The organism is Campylobacter sp. RM6914, assembly GCF_004803835.1.
GTDB lineage: Bacteria > Campylobacterota > Campylobacteria > Campylobacterales > Campylobacteraceae > Campylobacter_A > Campylobacter_A californiensis.
Genome location: NZ_CP012545.1, coordinates 1,084,597 through 1,105,212, shown reverse-complemented (window position 1 = coordinate 1,105,212; position 20,616 = coordinate 1,084,597). Strand labels below are relative to the sequence as shown.

Annotated in this window: 18 protein-coding genes; 17 read left to right on the top strand and 1 reads right to left on the bottom strand. The window is 33.9% G+C overall.

Annotation, left to right across the window (positions count from 1 at the left end; all coding sequences use genetic code 11):
• The first annotated feature begins 3 nt into the window (after positions 1 to 3).
• The 3 genes from CCAL_RS05730 to CCAL_RS05720 all read left to right on the top strand — a co-directional run bounded on the left by CCAL_RS05730 (position 4) and on the right by CCAL_RS05720 (position 2,395).
• Positions 4 to 654 carry an ATP-binding cassette domain-containing protein gene (locus tag CCAL_RS05730; RefSeq protein ID WP_169935481.1) on the top strand — a complete coding sequence of 217 codons (651 nt, stop codon included), beginning with the start codon at positions 4 to 6 and terminating at the stop codon, positions 652 to 654.
• Positions 651 to 1,478 carry an ABC transporter permease gene (locus tag CCAL_RS05725; protein WP_170015613.1) on the top strand — a complete coding sequence of 276 codons (828 nt, stop codon included), beginning with the start codon at positions 651 to 653 and terminating at the stop codon, positions 1,476 to 1,478. Before CCAL_RS05730 ends, CCAL_RS05725 begins: the two co-directional genes overlap by 4 nt.
• A gap of 62 nt (positions 1,479 to 1,540) precedes the next feature.
• Positions 1,541 to 2,395 (top strand): MBL fold metallo-hydrolase, encoded by an 855-nt coding sequence (locus tag CCAL_RS05720; RefSeq protein ID WP_170015611.1) that lies wholly within the window; start codon positions 1,541 to 1,543, stop codon positions 2,393 to 2,395.
• 43 nt (positions 2,396 to 2,438) lie between these two features.
• On the opposite strand, the gene CCAL_RS05715 is transcribed toward CCAL_RS05720, so the two are convergent.
• Positions 2,439 to 4,997 carry a translocation/assembly module TamB domain-containing protein gene (locus CCAL_RS05715; RefSeq protein WP_170015609.1) on the bottom strand — a complete coding sequence of 853 codons (2,559 nt, stop codon included), beginning with the start codon at positions 4,995 to 4,997 and terminating at the stop codon, positions 2,439 to 2,441.
• 170 nt (positions 4,998 to 5,167) lie between these two features.
• Between CCAL_RS05715 and groES the strand changes: the two genes are divergently transcribed.
• The 14 genes from groES to CCAL_RS05645 all read left to right on the top strand — a co-directional run bounded on the left by groES (position 5,168) and on the right by CCAL_RS05645 (position 20,582).
• Positions 5,168 to 5,428, top strand: a complete 261-nt coding sequence (gene groES, locus CCAL_RS05710) for a co-chaperone GroES (RefSeq protein WP_169935488.1) — start codon at positions 5,168 to 5,170, stop codon at positions 5,426 to 5,428.
• A 24-nt stretch (positions 5,429 to 5,452) separates the two neighbouring features.
• Entirely contained in the window at positions 5,453 to 7,087 is a 1,635-nt protein-coding gene (gene groL / locus CCAL_RS05705) for a chaperonin GroEL (protein ID WP_170015607.1), read from the top strand.
• Between the two features lie 179 nt (positions 7,088 to 7,266).
• Entirely contained in the window at positions 7,267 to 8,631 is a 1,365-nt protein-coding gene (locus tag CCAL_RS05700) for a phosphomannomutase/phosphoglucomutase (RefSeq protein ID WP_170015605.1), read from the top strand.
• Complete coding sequence (wecB, locus tag CCAL_RS05695; RefSeq protein WP_170015603.1) at positions 8,628 to 9,761, top strand: non-hydrolyzing UDP-N-acetylglucosamine 2-epimerase; 1,134 nt, start codon at positions 8,628 to 8,630, stop codon at positions 9,759 to 9,761. Before CCAL_RS05700 ends, wecB begins: the two co-directional genes overlap by 4 nt.
• Before the next feature lie 9 nt (positions 9,762 to 9,770).
• On the top strand, positions 9,771 to 10,961 hold the full coding sequence (gene wecC / locus CCAL_RS05690; protein ID WP_170015601.1) for a UDP-N-acetyl-D-mannosamine dehydrogenase: 1,191 nt from the start codon (positions 9,771 to 9,773) through the stop codon (positions 10,959 to 10,961).
• A 1-nt stretch (position 10,962) separates the two neighbouring features.
• Entirely contained in the window at positions 10,963 to 11,844 is an 882-nt protein-coding gene (gene rfbA, locus CCAL_RS05685) for a glucose-1-phosphate thymidylyltransferase RfbA (RefSeq protein WP_170015599.1), read from the top strand.
• A complete protein-coding gene (gene rfbB / locus CCAL_RS05680; RefSeq protein ID WP_170015597.1) occupies positions 11,831 to 12,868 on the top strand; it encodes a dTDP-glucose 4,6-dehydratase in 1,038 nt (345 codons plus the stop codon). The genes rfbA and rfbB overlap by 14 nt, the downstream gene beginning before the upstream one ends.
• The gene (locus tag CCAL_RS05675; protein WP_170015595.1) at positions 12,865 to 13,887 is read left to right on the top strand and encodes a TDP-N-acetylfucosamine:lipid II N-acetylfucosaminyltransferase; all 1,023 of its coding nucleotides are present in this window, start codon (positions 12,865 to 12,867) and stop codon (positions 13,885 to 13,887) included. The genes rfbB and CCAL_RS05675 overlap by 4 nt, the downstream gene beginning before the upstream one ends.
• A gap of 24 nt (positions 13,888 to 13,911) precedes the next feature.
• On the top strand, positions 13,912 to 14,604 hold the full coding sequence (locus CCAL_RS05670) for a WbqC family protein (RefSeq protein WP_170015593.1): 693 nt from the start codon (positions 13,912 to 13,914) through the stop codon (positions 14,602 to 14,604).
• Between the two features lie 11 nt (positions 14,605 to 14,615).
• On the top strand, positions 14,616 to 15,605 hold the full coding sequence (locus tag CCAL_RS05665) for a radical SAM/SPASM domain-containing protein (protein ID WP_170015591.1): 990 nt from the start codon (positions 14,616 to 14,618) through the stop codon (positions 15,603 to 15,605).
• Between the two features lie 12 nt (positions 15,606 to 15,617).
• The gene (rffA, locus tag CCAL_RS05660) at positions 15,618 to 16,742 is read left to right on the top strand and encodes a dTDP-4-amino-4,6-dideoxygalactose transaminase (RefSeq protein WP_170015589.1); all 1,125 of its coding nucleotides are present in this window, start codon (positions 15,618 to 15,620) and stop codon (positions 16,740 to 16,742) included.
• A gap of 144 nt (positions 16,743 to 16,886) precedes the next feature.
• Positions 16,887 to 18,608 carry an asparagine synthase-related protein gene (locus tag CCAL_RS05655; RefSeq protein ID WP_170015587.1) on the top strand — a complete coding sequence of 574 codons (1,722 nt, stop codon included), beginning with the start codon at positions 16,887 to 16,889 and terminating at the stop codon, positions 18,606 to 18,608.
• 1 nt (position 18,609) lies between these two features.
• Complete coding sequence (locus CCAL_RS05650) at positions 18,610 to 20,046, top strand: MOP flippase family protein (RefSeq protein WP_172285070.1); 1,437 nt, start codon at positions 18,610 to 18,612, stop codon at positions 20,044 to 20,046.
• Positions 20,043 to 20,582: an EpsG family protein gene (locus tag CCAL_RS05645; protein WP_170015583.1), complete on the top strand. Its 540-nt coding sequence runs from the start codon at positions 20,043 to 20,045 to the stop codon at positions 20,580 to 20,582. The genes CCAL_RS05650 and CCAL_RS05645 overlap by 4 nt, the downstream gene beginning before the upstream one ends.
• The last annotated feature ends 34 nt before the right edge of the window (positions 20,583 to 20,616 follow it).

Below are 20,616 nucleotides of genomic sequence, written 5' to 3'. Positions count from 1 at the left end.
AAAGTGATAATTTTAAAAGGCATTACAAAGACTTTTAGCTCGCAAAATATTTTAAAAAATATTAATTTGCATATTAAAAAATCACAAAAAGTCGTAATATACGGACAAAATGGGGCGGGCAAAAGCTCGCTTATGCGTATAATCTTGGGCGAATTTAGACCAAATAACGGCGAGGTAAAAGTATGTAGCGCAGATCCATTTTTATCAAGAAAAGATGCTTTAAAAAACATATCATTTGTGCCACAAACTCCGCCGCCTTTGAAATTTAGTCTAAAAGAGCTTTGTGAGTTTGTTTGCAAAACTTCTGATGTTAAATTTGATCGCATTAAGTTTTTTTGCGATAAATTAGAGCTTGATTTAAATGGAAATTTAAACAAGCCTTTTTATAAGCTTTCAGGCGGCATGAAGCAAAAAATGCTTGTTGCCATAGCTTTTTCAAAAGATAGCGATGTGCTTATATTTGATGAGCCAACGGCAAACCTTGATCCAAAGGCAAGAGGAAATTTTATAGGGCTTTTGGATGAGTTTGCTAAAAGTAAAACACTTGTTTGTATCTCGCACAGGGTCGATGAGGTAAAGCAAATTTGCGATAGATACATAGAGATGGATCTTGGCGAAATTATCAAAGACGAAACCACAGGAGATCACGAATGAGTAATATTTTCTTAATAGCCAAACTTGACATTACAGAGTCGTTTCGCTCAAGGTGGTTCTTGCTTTATATGCTTGTGTTTACGGGACTTGTGATAACGTTTATATTTAGCGGAATTACTGACTCTCGTGTGCTTGGATTTTCGGGACTTACTAGGCTTTTGCTACTGTTTATTCAAATTTGCGTTATTATCGTGCCTATTTTTATACTAGTCTCTACCGTGCGAAGTATAAATGCCGATAGGGACACAAATTTACTAGAATACATCCTAAGTTTTCCTATTAGTCTGGCGGAGTATTACTTTGGTAAGGCGCTTGGTAGGATATTTGTTATATTTACGCCTTTGGTTTTTGCACTTTTGCTAACTCTTGTTACTGGAGTTGCTAAAGATATAGAGATACCGTGGCAAATTTTAGGCTTTTATACGGCTTTGCTTTTTTCACTTAGTATAGTCTTTTTGTCGTTTGGATTTTTTATCTCGGCTTTGATTAAAAATCAAGAGATGGGGCAGGGTGTAGCATTTTTGCTTTGGTTGGTTCTGCTTGCTTTTATGGATTTGGTATTGATAGGGTTCTTGATGAAAAGTAGTGTTAGAGAGGATATTATATTTTTTATAGCACTCATTAATCCCATCGAGGTTTTTAGGGTTGCTGCTATTAGTTTGTTTGATCCAAATTTAGCCGTTATCGGCGTGGCTTCAAATTTTATACTCACAAATTTTAGCACAATGGGTTTTGTTTTGTATTCGATTTTTTATCCTATAGTTTTGGGTGTTATCTTGCTTACGGCAGGCTATTTTATATTTAGTAGTAAAGATCTAGTTTAAGATAAATTTTGTCTGTTTATATAATTTATGTAATATAACGCATTAAAAATAAAGGAGAAAATATGAAAATAAATAAAATTTTATTTATAGTTGCCCTATTTTTTGGGCTAAATTTCATGGCTTTTGCACAAGATAGCTTCCAACACATCAGAAACGCTACGGCTAAGATTAGCTATGCGGGCAAAGTCTTTTTGCTAGATCCATACCTTGCGCCAAAAGGCAAATATCCAGGCTTTGAAGGCACTTTAAACTCACATCTAAGAAATCCTCTAATAGAGCTTCCGATGGATGTAAAAGAGGTGTATAAAGGTGTGGATGCTATCATTATCACCCATACTCATCCTGACCACTTTGACGAAGTAGCAGCACAAATTTTACCAAAAGAGCTACCTGTGTTTGTCCAGCACAATGCCGACGCAAAGCTTCTTGTTTCACAAGGTTTTAAGAATATAAAAGTTATATATGACAGTGTGGAATTTGATGGTGTAAAATTAAGCAAAACAGGCGGTGCGCACGGCACTGTGGAGATGTATGCTAACCCAAATCTTTCAGCACTCCTAGGTGATGCGATGGGTGTAGTCTTTGAGACTAAAGGACATGAGACGCTTTATGTTATGGGCGATACTTTGTGGACGGCTGATGTAAATAAGGCGCTTAATAAATTTAACCCAAGCGTAGTTGTGATGAATACTGGCGACGCTAGAATTTTAGGCTTTGAAAATAGCGGTATCATAATGGGAAAAGCCGATGTAGAACACGCCGCAAAGGTGCTTGTAAACACTAAAATCATAGCCGTTCATATGGACGCGGTTAATCACGCAAGTGTAAGCCGCGAAGATTTGCGTAAATTTGTAAAAGAAAAAGGTATAGATAGTAAGATTATCATCCCAAATGACGGCGATGTTGTTAAATTTTAACTACTTGCAAAAATTAGTGGCGAGCCAATTCTCGCCATTTTACTTAAAACAACCCTTTTAAAAGCCCTTTTATAGCATCTTTTGTCGTGCTAGAGTTCGTTTCGTTACTATCCTTGCCAAGTTTTTTATCTAAAAACCTATCTATCTCTTTTGTGATTTTGCCTTTAAGGTATTCTGAACTCACGCTGTATTTTGGATCTTGAGTGGTGCCTGTTATGGCGATTTTAGCGTCTGTTTTTTCGTATTTAAAATCAACCGGGATATTCATAGCTTGCGACGTGGTATCAAAAGTGCCGTTTGTAACGTTTATATCGCTTCTTTGTGCACTCATCTGGGCTTTAAAGTTTATAAGATTTTTATCTATCGTGCCTTTTAGATAGCCGTTTTTGTAAATTTCACTTGTTATGTCGCGTCCACTAAATGTCTTTATGGTATTTGTAAAGTCGTTTGATACGAGTCTGCCTTCGTTTATGTCGATATTAAAGTCGCCTTTTTGTGAAGCTAGGTTGTAGTTTAGCCTGCCATCTCCTATACCGTCATAAATATGTTGCATGTTTAATGTGTCGGTTAAGTCCTTAAAGGTGAAATTTTGCAAGATGGCATTAAGATCGTTGTTGTTAAGTTTTGCAGTTATTGTGCCACCAAAGACATTTGAGTTAAGGTTGGCTATTAAATTTTCACCACTTTTTACAATATCCCCGGTTGCGTTAAGTGCGCCTTTTAACTCTCGTCCTGTGGCAAATTTTAACCTTGATAGTTCCGGGATAAAGGCGTTAAATTTAGCATTTAGGTTGCCGCTATTTATGTCAAATTTCCCGCTTGTATCTTTTAAATTTAAAAGCGTCGAGCTGACATCCGTAGTAAAGTCTGCTACGTTTTTTGCGAGTTTAATGTTTGATGTGGCTTCAAATTTTACTCCGCTTGGGAAGTTTTTTTCTAGTAGTTTGCTAAGCTCTTTTTCGTAAGCTTCACCGTTAGTAAATGACAAGAGTATGTCGCCATTTAGGTTTTTTAGATCTATAGAACTTAAATTTGCACTTAAATTTAGTTTGGCATTTGCAAGCGGTGCTTGAGCAAGTAATAAAAATGCATCTTTTAGTGAGCCGTTTTTAAGTGTGGCATTTAGGTTTTGGTCTTTGAATTTGGCATTTATCTCTCCGCCGATCACACTTCCATAAATTCCAAGCTCGCTTAAAACTTTATCTACTACTTTGATATCGCCGTTTAAATTTACGGCTCCGCTTAGTTTTTGTTGGGTGATACTTTCAAATTTTGCCAGATCATCCGCAAGAAGTGAAAATTTGCTACTTAAGCTCTGTTTTTGTATATCAAATTCACCACTAACGTCTTTTAGTTTTATCAGCTCACTAAGTAAATTTGCTTTAAATTTAGCTATTGATTTGGCTATGATTGCATCGGTGTTTAGGCTAAAGCCAACATCTTTTGCTAGGTTTAAATTTGCTACTTTTTTAAGTTCGTTTTTATTTATTTTGCCATCACTTGTAAGAGCGATATTGCCTTTGATATTTTTAGCGTCGTTTAAATTTTCAATAGTGGCAGTTGCGTTTATGTTTGCAGTTGCGTATGGGGGTTGTGCGGCTAGTTTTAACGCTTCTTCAAGCTTAATGGAGTGAATTTTAGCTAGCAACTTGCCATCTTTTAAATTTGCATCTATCTTGCCACCAAGCCCGTCGATAACGGCATTTAAATTTTGAAGTTTATAGTCGCTAAAAGTAAGATCGCCGTTAGCTTTTAGAGCACCGTTTAATTTTTGGTTGATGATAGGCTCAAGTTTGGCTAGATCACTGATCTCGATCATAAAGTCTGTATTTAACGACTTATTGTCTATGTTATACACTGTTTTTGTCGTATTTGCAGTAGCGATAGGCGTGATAAGAGTGCTTTTTACATTTGCGATCCAGTTTGCTATTTGCGCATTTGCAGCGCCTTTAAATGTGAAATTTTTAGGCAAGCTTACGTTAAAGTCACGTGATATCAAAGCATTGTTTGCTACCGCGTCATATATTAAAATTTCAGCCATCCCGTTTGGCATGTCGTTTTGTTCGGTTATATTTGATGTGATATCGATACGTCCGCTTGCATATATCGGCTGCTTGACAAGGGCTAAAATCTCATCTATTTTTAGCTGTTTTGCGTTTAGTTGTAAGCTTAAAGGCTTATACTCTTTAATGTTTGCTAAGAAATTTATACTTGATCCAAGGGCTTCTCCTGCTCCGTTTGCATCAAAGTTGTTAAATTTGCCCTTTATTTTGCCACTTAACGCGATCGGTTGCGTGAGTTTTAAATTTGCGCTTTTTAGGTCGCTTGCATTTATTTCGTAAGTAAGATCTATATTTTGGGAAAATACCGAAAAATCACCATTTATACTTGCTGATATTTCATTATTAACTTTAGCATTTATATCCACTTTGCTAATGCCAAGCTCAAATTTATCAAAACTAAGTTCTATGCCTGCTTTTTGTTTTGCCAAATTTTGCGCATAAGAAGCGATCATAGAGTTGCCAAAACTGCTAAAGATAAAACCAAATACACAAAATACAGTGAGAATTAAAATTCCTGCGATGTAGGCTAAAATTTTCATATTTATCCTTTAAGATTTATTTTATTATATCATATATATTGAGCTTACTAGACTAAAGTTTATTGAAAAAGCTCGTATCAATAATTGACTTTTAACGAAAAAAATGCTAATATTTCATCACTCAAAAATAAAGAGTGCTAAAATTTGAAATTTAACCAAAAGGATGAACGATGAATTTTCAACCATTAGGCAAACGTATTCTAGTTGAGCGTGTGGAAGAAACAAAAACCACCGCTTCAGGTATTATTATACCCGATAACGCAAAAGAGAAACCTTTAAGTGGTAAAACATTAGCGGTAAGTAGCGAAGTAGAGTGTGTAAAGACAGGAGATACAGTTGTATTTGGCAAATATGCAGGCACTGAAATCACGCTTGACGCCAAGCAATATCTAGTCTTAAATCTTGATGATGTTTTAGGCGTAATAAAATAAGAAATAAACTAAAAAGGAAATAAAATGGCAAAAGAAATTTTTTACTCAGATGACGCAAGAAACCGCTTGTATGAAGGCGTTAGAAAACTAAATGACGCTGTTAAGGTAACAATGGGACCACGCGGACGTAACGTGCTTATCCAAAAGAGCTTTGGTGCACCTGCTATCACAAAAGATGGCGTGAGTGTTGCCAAGGAAGTTGATCTAAAAGATACTATAGAAAACATGGGTGCAAGCTTAGTTCGCGAAGTTGCTAGTAAGACAAACGACCAAGCTGGTGACGGCACTACGACTGCGACAGTTTTGGCTCATGCGATATTTAAAGAAGGTCTTAGAAATGTAACTGCAGGCGCAAATCCTATCGAAGTAAAACGCGGTATGGATAAAGAAGTAGCTGCTCTTGTTGAAGAGCTAAAAAATATCTCTAAAAAAGTTTCAGGCTCAAAAGAGATCGCACAAATCGCAACAATCTCTGCAAATTCAGATGACAGCATCGGCAAGTTGATAGCTGACGCTATGGAAAAAGTTGGAAAAGACGGTGTTATCACTGTTGAAGAGGCAAAGTCTATCGAAGACGAGCTAAATGTAGTTGAAGGTATGCAATTTGACCGTGGATATTTAAGCCCGTATTTCATCACAAATACTGAAAAAATGCAAGTTGAACTAAGTAATCCATACATCTTGTTATTTGACAAAAAAATCGCAAATTTAAAAGATCTTTTACCTGTGCTTGAGGCCATACAAAAAACAGGAAAACCTCTTTTGATAATCGCTGAAGATATCGAAGGTGAAGCACTTGCGACACTTGTAGTAAACAAACTTCGTGGCGTACTAAATATCTCTGCCGTAAAAGCTCCTGGTTTTGGCGATAGAAGAAAAGCTATGCTTGAAGATATTGCTATCTTAACAGGTGGTGAAGTTATCAGTGAAGAGCTAGGCAGAACTCTTGAAGGTGCTACTTTAAATGATCTTGGACAAGCTTCAAGCGTAGTTATCGACAAAGATAATACAACTATCGTAAATGGTGCCGGAGAAAAAGCCGCAATAGACGCTAGAATCAACCAAATCAAAGCTCAAATCGCAGAAACTACAAGCGACTATGATCGTGAAAAACTTCAAGAACGTCTAGCTAAGTTAAGCGGAGGCGTAGCTGTTATAAAAGTAGGAGCTGCTACTGAAACCGAGATGAAAGAGAAAAAAGACCGCGTTGATGACGCTTTAAGCGCAACTCGCGCAGCCGTAGAAGAGGGCATAGTTGTAGGCGGTGGCTCTGCACTTATCCTTGCTTCAAAACGCGTAAAACTTGACCTTGTGGGCGATGAAAAAATAGGTGCTGAGATAGTTCGTCGCGCACTTCGCGCTCCACTTCGCCAAATCGCTGAAAACGCTGGTTTTGACGCGGGTGTAGTTGCAAATGCAGTTGAAACTAGTGCAGATGAGAATTTTGGCTTTAACGCTGCAAACGGCGAGTATGTAAATATGTTTGAAGCAGGTATTATAGATCCTGTGAAAGTTGAGCGTGTAGCTCTTCAAAACGCTGTTTCAGTAGCTAGCTTGCTTCTAACCACAGAAGCTACGATTAGCGAGATAAAAGAAGATAAACCACTTCCTGCAATGCCTGATATGGGCGGAATGGGTGGTATGGGCGGAATGATGTAAGCCCATCAAATTTAGCCCGTTTTTTAGCGGGCTAAATTTATTTTTACAACATACAAAAATACTTCAAAATACACAAAAATACGACTTTAATTTAATAAACATTTAACCAAAACTAGCCTATAATTTACGCAAAATATTTAATTTTCTGCAATAAATTTAAAATAAAGAGCTTAAAAATAATGTTTGATAATATTTTTAGAGAATACGACATTCGCGGTATTTTTGATCAAGACCTCAATGAAGCTAGTGTAAAAGCTATCGGATATGCCTTGGGTTTAAAAATGAAAGAGCTTGGTGTAAAAACACTAAGCGTTGGCTATGATGCAAGGCTAAGTGCGAGCGAGTTATTTAAATTTTTACTTAGTGGTTTAAATAAGGCTGGCGGTATTAAAATTTATGACATAGGCTTGCTTCCTACGCCAGTGGGATACTTTAGTGTGTATGCTGACTATTTTGACGCAAATGTTATGATAACTGGCTCACATAATCCAAAAGAGTATAATGGGTTTAAAATAACTATAAAAAAAGATAGCTTTTTTGGTGATGATCTGCAAAAATTAAAACTTGAAGTAAATAAAATAATAGATCAAAACACGCGCATAGATGACGATGTAGCTTGCGAGAAATTTGACATTCTAACACCATATAAAGAGTTTTTTGTTAAAGAATTTGCGGGGTTAAAGAGCTTTAAAGAGCCTTTTGTGATCGACTGTGCGAATGGTGCGATAGGCGTGAGTGTCGTACCTATCATAAACGAACTTGGCTTAAATGCTAAAATTTTATACCCTGAGCCTGACGGAAATTTCCCAAACCATCACCCGGATCCAAGTGAAAAGGAAAATTTAGAGGATATTTTTAGGTTTATTGACGGTGGTGATGTAAAGCTTGGCTTTGGTTTTGACGGCGATGGCGATCGTATAGCGGTGATCACTCCAAAGCGTGATATAAAGGGTGATGAGTTAGCTTATCTTTATGCGTTAAATATGCAAAATCCACGCGTTCTAGGTGAGGTAAAATGCTCGCAAAATATGTATGACGAGATCGCTAAGATCGGTGAAGTTTTCATGGGCAAAACCGGACATAGTAATATAAAAAAGATGATGAAAGAGCTAAATGTGGATCTTGCTGCCGAAGTTAGTGGACATATCTTTTTTAAAGAGCGATATTTTGGTTTTGATGACGCACTTTATGCGATGATGAGAGTTTTGGAGCTTGTTAATAAAGGCTTTGACCTTGATGGTGAACTTGACAAGATGCCACCTGTTTTTAGTACCGATGAGATAAAGATAAAAGTAGGCGAAGAGGATAAATTTAAAATAGTCGAAGAGCTTAAAAGACGTATAAAACATAATGAATGTGACTTACCTAAAATTTTAAATCTTATCGAGATAGACGGCGTTCGAATCCAATTTGAAGATGGCTGGGCGCTAGTGCGTGCTTCAAATACTACTCCCGTTATAGTAACTAGGTTTGAAGCTAAAAATGAGATATTTTTGAATGAAATTCAAGAGAAAGTTACGGATGCAGTAAGGCTTTGTGTATGAAAAAGATACTTATAGTTTTTGGAACTAGACCAGAAGCCATTAAAATGGTTCCTTTGGTAAAAGAATTTAAAAAATACCTATGGTTTGAGATTAAGGTGTGTGTTACGGCACAACATAGGCATATGCTTGATCAGGTTCTTGAGATCTTTGATGTAAAGCCGGATTATGATCTAGATATCATGCGGTCTGGACAAGACCTTTATGATCTGACTGCTAGAATTTTGATAAAAATGAGAGATGTCTTAGAGGATTTTAAACCAGATATTGTCTTTGTGCATGGAGATACGACTACTGCAAGCAGTACTGCTTTAGCTGCTTTTTATAAACAGATAAAGATTGCGCATATTGAGGCAGGGTTAAGAACTGGTAATATATATTCTCCGTTTCCAGAAGAGATAAATAGACAGATGATCGGAATAATGGCCAGCTATCATTTTGCTCCGACAAATCTATCAAAAGGTAATCTTTTAAAAGAAAACAAAGATGAAAAAAATATTGAAGTTGTAGGAAATACAGTAATAGATGCTCTATTCTTATTGCTAAACATGATGGATAAAAATAGTGATTTTAAAAATAAAATCTTAACCTTGCTTAATTTAAAATACAACTTAAATCACGATAGAAAAATCATACTTGTAACTGGACATAGAAGAGAAAATTTTGGCGATGGTTTTATAAATATTTGTAACGCATTAAAGGATATTGCGACCAAGAATCCAGATATAGATATAGTATATCCAGTACATCTTAATCCAAATGTGCAAAAACCAGTAAGTGATATCTTGTCAAATACTAAAAACGTTTATCTTATTGCACCGCTTGAATATAGTGAGTTCGTATATCTGATGAGTAGAGCATACTTTATTATTACGGATAGTGGTGGGGTGCAAGAAGAGGCGCCAAGTTTAGGAAAGCCCGTGCTTGTGATGAGGGACACCACAGAAAGACCAGAGGCTTTGCAGGCTGGGACGGTTAAGCTTGTAGGAGTGGATAGGGTAAAAATAGTAAGTGAAGCACAAAAATTACTTGACAATATAGATGTGTACAGCAAGATGAGCAAGGCGCACAATCCTTATGGTGATGGTAGTGCTTGTGCTAAGATAGTTGATTTTATTAAAAATTTGGGATAGGGATGTTTGATGATTAAAGATATATGTGTTGTAGGACTTGGATATATAGGACTTCCGACTGCTGCACTTTTGGCAAATAAAGGCTATAATGTGCATGGTGTAGATGTAGTACAGAGTACAATAGATACGATAAATCAAGGTAAAATTCATATCGTTGAGCCAGAACTTGATGTCTTTGTTAAGGGCGCTGTAAATAGTGGAAATCTAAAAGCAGACTTAAAGCCTAGCTTTGCAGATGTTTTTATAATATCCGTTCCCACACCTTTTCATAAGGGGTATATCCCAAATTTAGACTATGTCGCAAGTGCTACTAGGTCTATAGCTTCATATGTAAAAGATGAAAATATAGTAATACTGGAGTCAACCTCTCCTGTAGGCACAACTGAGATGGTGGAGAAAATTTTAAAAGAAAATGGTGTAAATACTGCAAAAATATATGTGGCTCACTGTCCTGAGCGTGTATTGCCAGGCAAGATTATGAAGGAGCTTGTGCAAAATGATAGAATAGTGGGCGGTTTAACTGATGAAGCTTCTAAAAGGACGGCAGAGTTTTACAAGACATTTGTTAACGGTGAAGTCTTACAAACTGATGCAAGAACGGCTGAGATGGCAAAACTAACAGAAAATTCATTTCGTGATATAAATATAGCCTTTGCAAATGAGCTTTCGATACTGTGTGATAAATTTAATATAAATGTATGGGAGCTAATACGTCTTGCAAATAGGCATCCACGTGTTAATATCCTAAGTCCTGGTGTTGGTGTGGGCGGACACTGTATAGCTGTCGATCCTTGGTTTATCGTCCATGCTGGTGGTAGTGATGCAAGACTTATAAAAACATCAAGAGAGGTAAATACATATAAGACGCAGTGGGCTACAGAGAAGATAAAAAATGCGGCTTTAAAGTTTGAGCTAGAAAATGGTAAAAAGCCGAAAATAGCCTGTATGGGACTGGCGTTTAAACCAGATATTGATGATCTTAGAGAGTCTCCGGCTTTGGGTGTGGCTAGGGTTTTAAAAAAGCAAGGGTTTGATATAATAGCTGTTGAGCCAAATATTCAAACGCATAGTGAATTTGAGATAGTGGATTATAAAGAGGCGTTAAATATAGCTGATTTGGCTGTATTTTTGGTAGGACATAAGGAATTTAAAGAGCTTGATATAAAGAGTGAGCTAGACTTTTGTGGGGTTTTAAAATAATATGAAAGGTATAATTTTAGCAGGGGGTAGTGGCACAAGGCTTTATCCGGTAACAAGAAGTATTAGTAAGCAGTTGCTCCCCATCTATGATAAGCCAATGATTTACTATCCATTGTCTGTTTTAATGCTGGCTAGTATAAAAGAGATACTGATAATCTCAACTCCACAAGACATGGACAAATTTAAAGAGCTTTTAGGTGATGGAAATGACTGGGGAATAAGGTTGGAATACAAAATTCAGCCAAGTCCTGATGGTTTGGCTCAAGCTTTTATATTGGGTGAGGAATTTATTGGAAAAGATAGCGTATGTCTAATACTTGGTGATAATATTTTTTATGGAAGTGGATTAAGTGAGATGGTAAAAAATGCTGCTTCTATAAAGGATGGCGCGATTGTATTTGGTTATCAAGTAAGGGATCCTGAAAGATTTGGTGTAGTTGAATTTGACGAAAACAAAAAAGCCATCAGCATAGAGGAAAAACCTGTAAAACCAAAATCAAATTTTGCGGTTACTGGACTGTATTTTTATGATAATAGTGTGGTCGAAATAGCCAAAAATGTAAAACCAAGTGATAGGGGTGAGCTAGAAATCACAAGTATAAATCAAGAATATCTTAAGAAAGGAAAACTAAAAGTCGAGCTTCTTGGTCGTGGCTTTGCGTGGCTTGACACAGGCACCCATGATAGTCTAGTAGAAGCTGGGCAATTCGTGCAAACAATAGAGCATAGGCAGGGTTATAAAATAGCTTGTCTTGAAGAGATAGCATATAATAATGGTTGGATAACTAAGGAAAAAATTTTAGAAATAGCAAAACCACTATCTAAAAATGGATATGGACAGTATCTTTACACATTAGTAAAGGATAGTAGTGTCTATAGATAATAAAACAATATTAGTAACAGGTTGTGCTGGATTTATCGGCTCAAACTTTGTGCCGTATTTTTTAGAAAAATATCCAAACTATAATATTGTAAATTTAGATCTTTTAACCTACGCTGGAAATTTAGAAAATTTAAAAGAGTGTGAAAACAACCTAAGATATAAATTTATAAAAGGTGATATTTGTAACCGCGAGCTTGTGGAGTTTATATTTTCTGAGTATGATATAAGGGGAGTTATTCACTTTGCGGCTGAAAGCCACGTAGATAATAGCATCAAAAACCCCGGTGTATTTGTGCAAACAAACGTAAATGGCACCTATACTCTTGTAGATGTTGCTAAAAAATATTGGATGGATAAGCCGTTTGTCTATAAAAAAGAGTATAAGGACTGTAGGTTTCATCATATAAGCACAGATGAAGTATATGGTACGCTATCAGATGATCCAGATGATCTATTTACTGAAAAAACTCCATATGCGCCAAACTCTCCGTACAGTGCAAGTAAGGCTTCAAGCGATATGATAGTAAGGGCTTATGTGGAGACTTTTGGACTAAACTGTGTTATCACAAACTGTTCAAACAACTATGGCCCAAAACAGCATGATGAAAAGCTAATCCCAACTATCATAAGAAACGCTCTAAAAGGAAGTCCAATACCGATATATGGCGATGGTAAAAACATAAGAGACTGGCTATATGTGCTTGATCATTGCAAGGGCATAGACTTGGTTTATCACAATGGCAAAAAGGGCGAAACATATAATATCGGTGGAAGAAATGAGCGAACAAATCTGCAAATAGTGGATAGAATTTGTGAAATTTTAGACAAAGAAGTGCCAAAGCAAAATTTCTCATATAAAAGTCTAATAACTTTCGTAGAAGATAGAGCGGGTCATGATAGACGCTACGCCATAGACGCGACTAAGCTAGAAGCAGAACTTGGCTGGAAAGCTGATGAGAATTTTGACACGGGTATTATAAAAACTGTGGAGTGGTATTTAAGTAAATATGGACAAAATAAATGATTTTGCATCTTACTAGAAAAGAGAAATTTACAAAACCTTTTATTGATTTTATAAAAGAGAATTTTAATATAAATGATCATTTTTTTCTTTTGGTTGGTGGTACTAATAAAAGAGAATTTTATATAGATGATGACTTTTGTATAAAATCAATAAATAATATAAAAGATTTTATAAAATATTTTATAGAATTTAATATAAAAATGTATAAATCTAAAAAAATCATAATACATGGACTTTCTCAGCCATATTGCATATTTTATCTGTTTTTTAATCCTTGGCTTATTAAAAAATGTTATTGGATTATGTGGGGCGGTGATTTTTATTTTCCGGAAAAGCAGGGTTGGATAAAAAAACAAGTAATTAGAAAGATTAATAATTTTATATCAGTAAACAACAAAGATATGGCATATGCAATTAATAATTATCAAATAAGTCCAAAGAATATATTTTACTCACAATTTTATCCTACTTGTATTGCTTCTTGTGAAATGGTCGAAAGTGATTGCGTGGATACGCAGACTATTAAAATTTTAGTTGGTAATTCGTCTACTAAAGAAAATAGGCATAAAGATGTTTTTGGGATACTTGAGAGATATAAAAATGATGATATAGAGATTATAGTGCCGTTAAGCTATGGGGATGAAAAATATAAAAATGAGACTATGGTACTAGGCAGAAGTATTTTTGGAGATAAATTTAATCCCATTGTTGACTTTATGGATTTTGAAGAGTATAAGAAAATGTTACAAAGTGTAGATATTGGAATTTTCGTTCAAAATAGACAACAAGCTGGTGCGAATATTAAACTTCTTGCTGGATATGGAAAAAAACTATATATCTCAAAAGAAAACTCATTTTATAATCTTTTGACAGATGATGGGATTAGGGTATATGATATAGAGAATTTTGAATTAAAAAAAATAGAAAAAGAAATTTCTGATACGAATAAAAAAATATCTTTAGAAAAGTACTCTTTAGATTCGCTTATAAAATCTTGGGTAGAAATACTTAAAGCATAATAAAATATAGGATAAAAATATATAATGAAAAGAATAGCAATTTTACAATCAAACTATATCCCATGGAAAGGCTACTTCGATCTTATAAATATGGTTGATGAATTTATTTTTTATGATGATATGCAGTACACTAAAAGAGATTGGCGAAATAGAAATAAGATTAAGACATTAAATGGCTTGGCGTGGCTTAGCATACCTGTTGAGGTCAAAGGTAAGTTTTTTCAAAAAATAAACGAAACAAAGATTAGTGAAAAAGATTGGGCCAAAAAGCACTGGCAATCCATATCACATAACTACTCAAAAGCAAAATATTTTAAAGACTATAAAGATATATTTGAGGATTTATACCTAAATTGTAGTGAGGAATACTTAAGCCAGATAAACTATAAATTTATAACCACTATAAATAAAATACTTGACATAGATACAAAACTTAGATGGTCGAGCGAATTTAAACTAATCGATGGACAAACTGAAAAACTTATAGGTATTTGTAAAGAGTGTGATGCGGATATTTATCTTAGCGGTCCTGCTGCAAAAGACTATTTTGATGAAGGTTTAGCGGAAAAAGAAGGTATAAAGATGGAGTGGATGGACTATAGTGGATATAAAGAATATACTCAACTACATCCCCCATTTGAGCACGGTGTTAGTATTTTAGACTTGTTGTTTAATGAGGGTGAAAATGCTAAAAAATTTATGAAAAGTTTTAATTAAAAGGAATAATTATGAATGAGATTAAAGAGATAAAATATGGTTTTCAGAAGCATTTAAGTGGTGAGTTTCCATCACAAATCATAATAGATAGCACACAGTTTTGTAACCTTGCGTGTATACACTGTCCGCATCCAACTTTTAAGAAATCAAGTGCATATAGTGGATCTCATTTGGATATAGGACTTCATAAAAAGCTTATTGATGAGGTAGCTACCGATGGTCTTGGTATATGTCAATACGTAAGATATACTGCAAATGGAGAAACTTTAATACACCCTAAACTAGATGAAATGATAGAGTATGCCGGAAAATATAGCAAGACTAGAATAAATATAACCACAAATGGTCTTTTATTAACTGAGAAAAAAGCTAAAAAGCTTCTTGATGCAGGAGTAAATGTATTTGATATAAGCTTGGATGCTTTTAATGATAAAACTTACTCAAAAATCAGAATAAATGGCGACTTGAGTAAAGTTAGACCAAATGTTTTAAATTTAATAAAACTTATAAGAGAAGGTGGATATGATGCAAAACTGGTTGTTAGTTTTGTTGAACAACCTTTAAATACTAATGAGTCAAAACAGTTTGAGGATTTTTGGAATAAATCAGGAGCTGATTTTGTTGTTATTAGAAGATTGCATTCCGCTGGTGGAGCAAAAGATGGCATTAAGGCGAAAATAAAAGACGGACTTAAGTCTATAAAAAGAAAACCTTGCCTATATCCTTGGGAGAGATTAACTATTACGCCTGAAGGCGATTTGTCATATTGTCCAACGGACTGGATGAATAAGTCTCACTTTGTTCATTTTTCAAAAACAACAATAAAAGAAGCTTGGCAGGGTGAAATTATGACTAGTTTAAGAGAAGCACATTTAACAAACAATTATAAAGGATTTGGTTTTTGTGATCAGTGCCCTGACTGGGTTCATACAAGATGGCCTGATGAGGGGCGTGGATATTCAGATATGATGCAAGAGCTTGTTCCAAGTGATTTACTGTAGTAAGGTAAGAGTATGATTAAATTTTCAAAAGCATGTGTTGCTGGTAATGAACTAAAATATATTAATGAGGCGATACAATCATCTTGTATTAGTGGAGATAATATTTTTACAAGAAAATGTCATAAATGGTTTGAGGATAGACTTAATTGTAAGAAGGTTTTGCTAACTACATCTTGTACTCATGCGCTTGAAATGGCTGCTATTTTACTTGATATTGGAGATGGCGATGAGATTATAATGCCATCATATACATTTGTAAGTACAGCAAATGCCTTCGTGCTTCGTGGTGCAAAGATAGTTTTTGTAGATATACGCCCTGATACTATGAATATAGACGAAAGTAAAATAGAAGAGGCGATTACAACTAGGACAAAAGCAATAGTTCCTGTTCATTATGCTGGTGTTGCCTGTGAGATGGATAGTATTATGGATATCGCAAATAGGCACAATTTATTTGTGGTGGAGGATGCAGCGCAAGGTATGATGAGTAGCTATAAAGGAAAGGCTCTTGGAACTATCGGGCATCTAGGAGCATTTAGCTTTCATGAGACAAAGAACTACACTAGTGCCGGAGAAGGTGGGCTTTTATTGATTAATGATGAAAGATTTTTGCAAAGAGCGGAAATCATAAGGGAAAAAGGTACAAATAGAAGTCTGTTTTTTAGAGGTATGGTGGATAAATACTCTTGGGTGGATATAGGCAGTAGTTATCTGATGAATGATGTGAGCGCTGCGTATCTTTGGGGAAATTTAGAGAAAGCTGATGATATAAATTTAGATAGACTTAGTAGTTGGCAAAAATACTATGATGGGCTTAAGGAGCTAGAAAATAATGGTTATTTGGAGCTTCCTAAGATTCCTAGTGGTTGTGTGCATAATGCTCATATGTTTTATATAAAAGTCAAAGATTTAGATGAGAGGACAAAACTTATGGAGCATCTTAAGAAAAACGGTATAATTACGGCATTTCACTATGTTCCGCTTCATTCTTCTTTGGCTGGATTAAAATTTGGTAGGTTTGACGGAGTTGATGAATTTACCACAAGAGATAGTGAAAGACTTTTGAGATTGCCGATGTATTATGGGCTGAAAGAAGATGAGATACTTGATGTAGTTGATACAATAAAAATAAAATAAATAAGTAATGGTAGTTGCAAATATTAGTGTCTAATTAATATTTTTATTGGACTGGTTTCGTGTACTGATGTGTCTATTTGGGCTAAATTATCTAAAATAGGCTTTACTAACAGGATTATAAAATAACCATGCAAAAGGAACAAAATGCCGGGAATATATGGATATGTAAAAAATGCCAAAGAATATGGCTCTATAAATAATATGAGTACTATTTTACACCATCATAAGAATTTTATAAAAGAAAATAATTATGAGGATAATATATTTGCAGCCTCTCATATACATTTAGGAAATATAAAACATCACAAAGGTTTATTTTTTAGAAACGGAATTTATATTTCAATTGAGGGTGAGCAGTATGACTATAGTAATTCAATTTTTGAAGACTTAATGTTTAATGCGTATATGGAAAACAACTTAGATTATTTTTTAAATAAATTGGATGGATATTTTAATGCCATAATATATGATAGTATTAATAAAAAAGTTTTTTTAATATCAGATAGATATGGTATGCGAATGTTGTATTATTATTACAAAGATGGTGATTTTGCTTTTAGCGGAGAAGTAAAAGGATTATTTGGCTTAAATTTTGTTGATAACGAAATTGATTCAAATCAAATAGATGTTTTTATGGATTTGGGGTATTTATTAGAGGATAATACTTGGCATAAACATATTAAACTAATAAAACCAGCCACTATTTTAGAATTTGACATTACCAGTAAAGAACTAACTCAAAGATACTATTGGAAGTGGTCTGAGATAAATTATTCTGATATGTGTTTTGATGAGGCTGTGGATAGACTTGGTGATTTGTGGTTGAAATCTGTTGAAAAAAGATTTAGCCCAAATAGTAATATTGGTGTTTCATTAAGCGGTGGATTAGATAGTCGTGCCATATTTGCAGCTATTAATGCTATTTATCCAGATAGTGATGGTGTAGCATATACATTTGGTATTCCAAACTGTGATGACATGAGGATAGCAAAACAATGTGTTGCACAAACCAAGTGGACCCATAGGGAGTTTTACCTTACAGATAACAATTGGTTTGAACCTAGAAAAGATAGGATTTGGTTTACTGATGGGATGTTTAATTTAAAACATATGCATGGAAGTGAATTTTTAGATGAAATAAGCGAATTAGTTAAAATTAATATGAATGGATATGCAGGAGATGCTATACTCGGTGGAGGTTGGTTAGATAGAATACCATTAGATACATATCCACGTGATGAATTTATGAGTATTTTTTATGGAGATTATGTGCATAAATGTAATTTTGTTGACACTTTTTATGATATAAAAAAAATAGAGCCACACTTATTTATGAATAGAGTGAGAAGATTTACTAACATGGGTACGGTTAATAGTCTTACTAATATCGATCAGAGAAAGCCATTTTTCGATAATAAGATTGTAGAATTTATATATTCATTGCCGGACTCATATAGGCAAAATAATAGTCTTTATAGTTCAATGCTTTTGAAATTCTTTCCAAAGTTTTATAAAAATATTCCTTGGCAAAATACTGGAAAAACCATAGATAAAAAAGTTTCATCTAGTAATACAATGAAAATAATAAAAAAAATAAAAAGAATTCCTTTTAAGTTGGGATTAATGCAAGATAGTGGTTACACTAATTATATAAAATGGATTAATGAGAAGAATATCAATCACGAACTCCATAAGATATTAAATTCAAAAAATGCTTTTTATTCAAAATATACCAATATTGACTTTGAAGTTAAATACTTAAATAAAAAATTTAAAGGAATAAGAAACTACGATGAGAAAATACTAAGAGCTACAACAATTGAAATTTACCTGCAAAAATTAAATATTTTGAAAACAACAGAATAAAATGAAATTTAAAACACAAGTCGTAAGTGGAGTTAGATGGACTTCTATTAGTGTTATTGCAAAGGCTGTTTTGCAGTTAATTCAACTTATGGTTTTGGTTAGGTTTTTAGACAAGTCAGACTTTGGCATTATGGCTATATTAATGATTTTTATAAACTTTAGTCAAGTTTTTGTTGATTTTGGAATAAGTAAGGCCATAGTTCATTATCAGAATATATCAAGAAGTGACTTGGGAACTTTGTATTGTGTTAATGTTTTATTTGGACTATTGATATATTGTGGTTTGTTTATTTGCTCTGAATACATTGCTTTTTTTTATGGAGAGCCTTTATTGATCGATTATTTAAGAATCATCGGAATTATTCTTGTTATACAGTCATTTGGATTGCAATTTGATGTATTATTTCAAAAATCATTAAAATTTAACATAATTGCAAAGATAGAAATTTTTGCAGTTTTTGTATCATTTTGTCTTTCTATTATTTTGGCCGTTAATAATTTTGGAGTGATGGCGTTAATATATCCAATGATTGCAATGACAATTATTAAAACTTTTATTTTTATATTTTTTGGAATAAAAGAATATGGTTTTAGCTTTGCATTTAATATAAAATGTGTTCGAAAATATATCGTTTTTGGTAGCTATAGTGTTGGAGATTCGGTGGTTAGCACTATATCTGGGCAAATGGATGTTATACTTATTGGAAAGTTTATTGGTGTGGAGTCGCTTGGAATATATAATGTATTAAAAGATTTCATTTTAAGGCCAACTCAAATTATAAATCCAATAGTTACCAAAGTAGCCTTTCCGCTAATGTCAAAAATCAATGATAATTTAAATAGTTTAAAGTATATGTATCTAAAAATTATTAATTATACTTCATCTATTGCTTTTCCTGTTTATACTATTGCAATAGTTATGGCTGAGGATATTTTATACGTATTACTAGGCGAGAAATGGATTTCTCAAGCGATATTGTTGCGAATACTTGCTGTATGGGCTATGTTTTATTCCATAAGTAGCCCAGTTGGAGCATTGATTATGGCGGCTGGTAAGCCAAATGTTAGTTTTTATTGGAATTCTACTAGGTTGATTTATATGCCAGTGGTAGTTTATATATCATCTTTTTGGGGAGAAATAGGAGTGGCTGTCGGTATGCTAATCGTAAGTTTATTGCTATATATTCCTGGTTGGTATTTTTTAATATATAGAATATGCAATGCCAGTCTTAAGGAGTATTCTGGTAGCTTATTAAAATCTTTCTGCATATCAACTACTATTGGTATTGTTGTTTATTTCTTTATTGAATTTATTTCAAATAATTTATATATAAAATTATTTTTTGTTTTACCCTTAGGATTTCTCATATTGTTATTTTTAAATAAATACTTAAATAAAGATTTTTACAATGCTATTTTGGACATAATAAGAAAATGAGTAGTACGGAACGTTACTTAAATCAGAATTATATTAAATTAATTTCTGTTGTGTTATTTATATTTATTATGTCTTTAGTATCTATGTTTTCCTATGGTGTTGGCGCTGATGATGATGGGTATTTGTATCACTGGGACAATATATTATCTTTAGATAAATATATTTTGTTAGGGGAAATGCCATATGAGATTGGACTGAAGTGGTTTTATGTATTTATGTTTTCATTTTTTAAGATATTTACAAATGACATAAGTGTATTTAAGTTTTTTAATACGTTTATTGCCTTATCTGTATTGGCTTATGCTTACTTTAAAATTACGGCAAAATATTATTTTATTCTTTTATTATATACTGTTATTTATCTTTTTGTTGATGTGTATATAGATCAGTATAGATCTGGGCTAGCCTCAGCTTTTGGCTTGCTTGCTATTGTCTTATTTAGCGAAGGAAAAACAAAATTAAGTTTGCTTTGGTTGTTGTTAGGATGTATTATTCATAATAGTCTTATTTGGCTTCTGATTATATATAGTACATGACAAGATACGTATTGTTGTAACATTTTTGTTGATT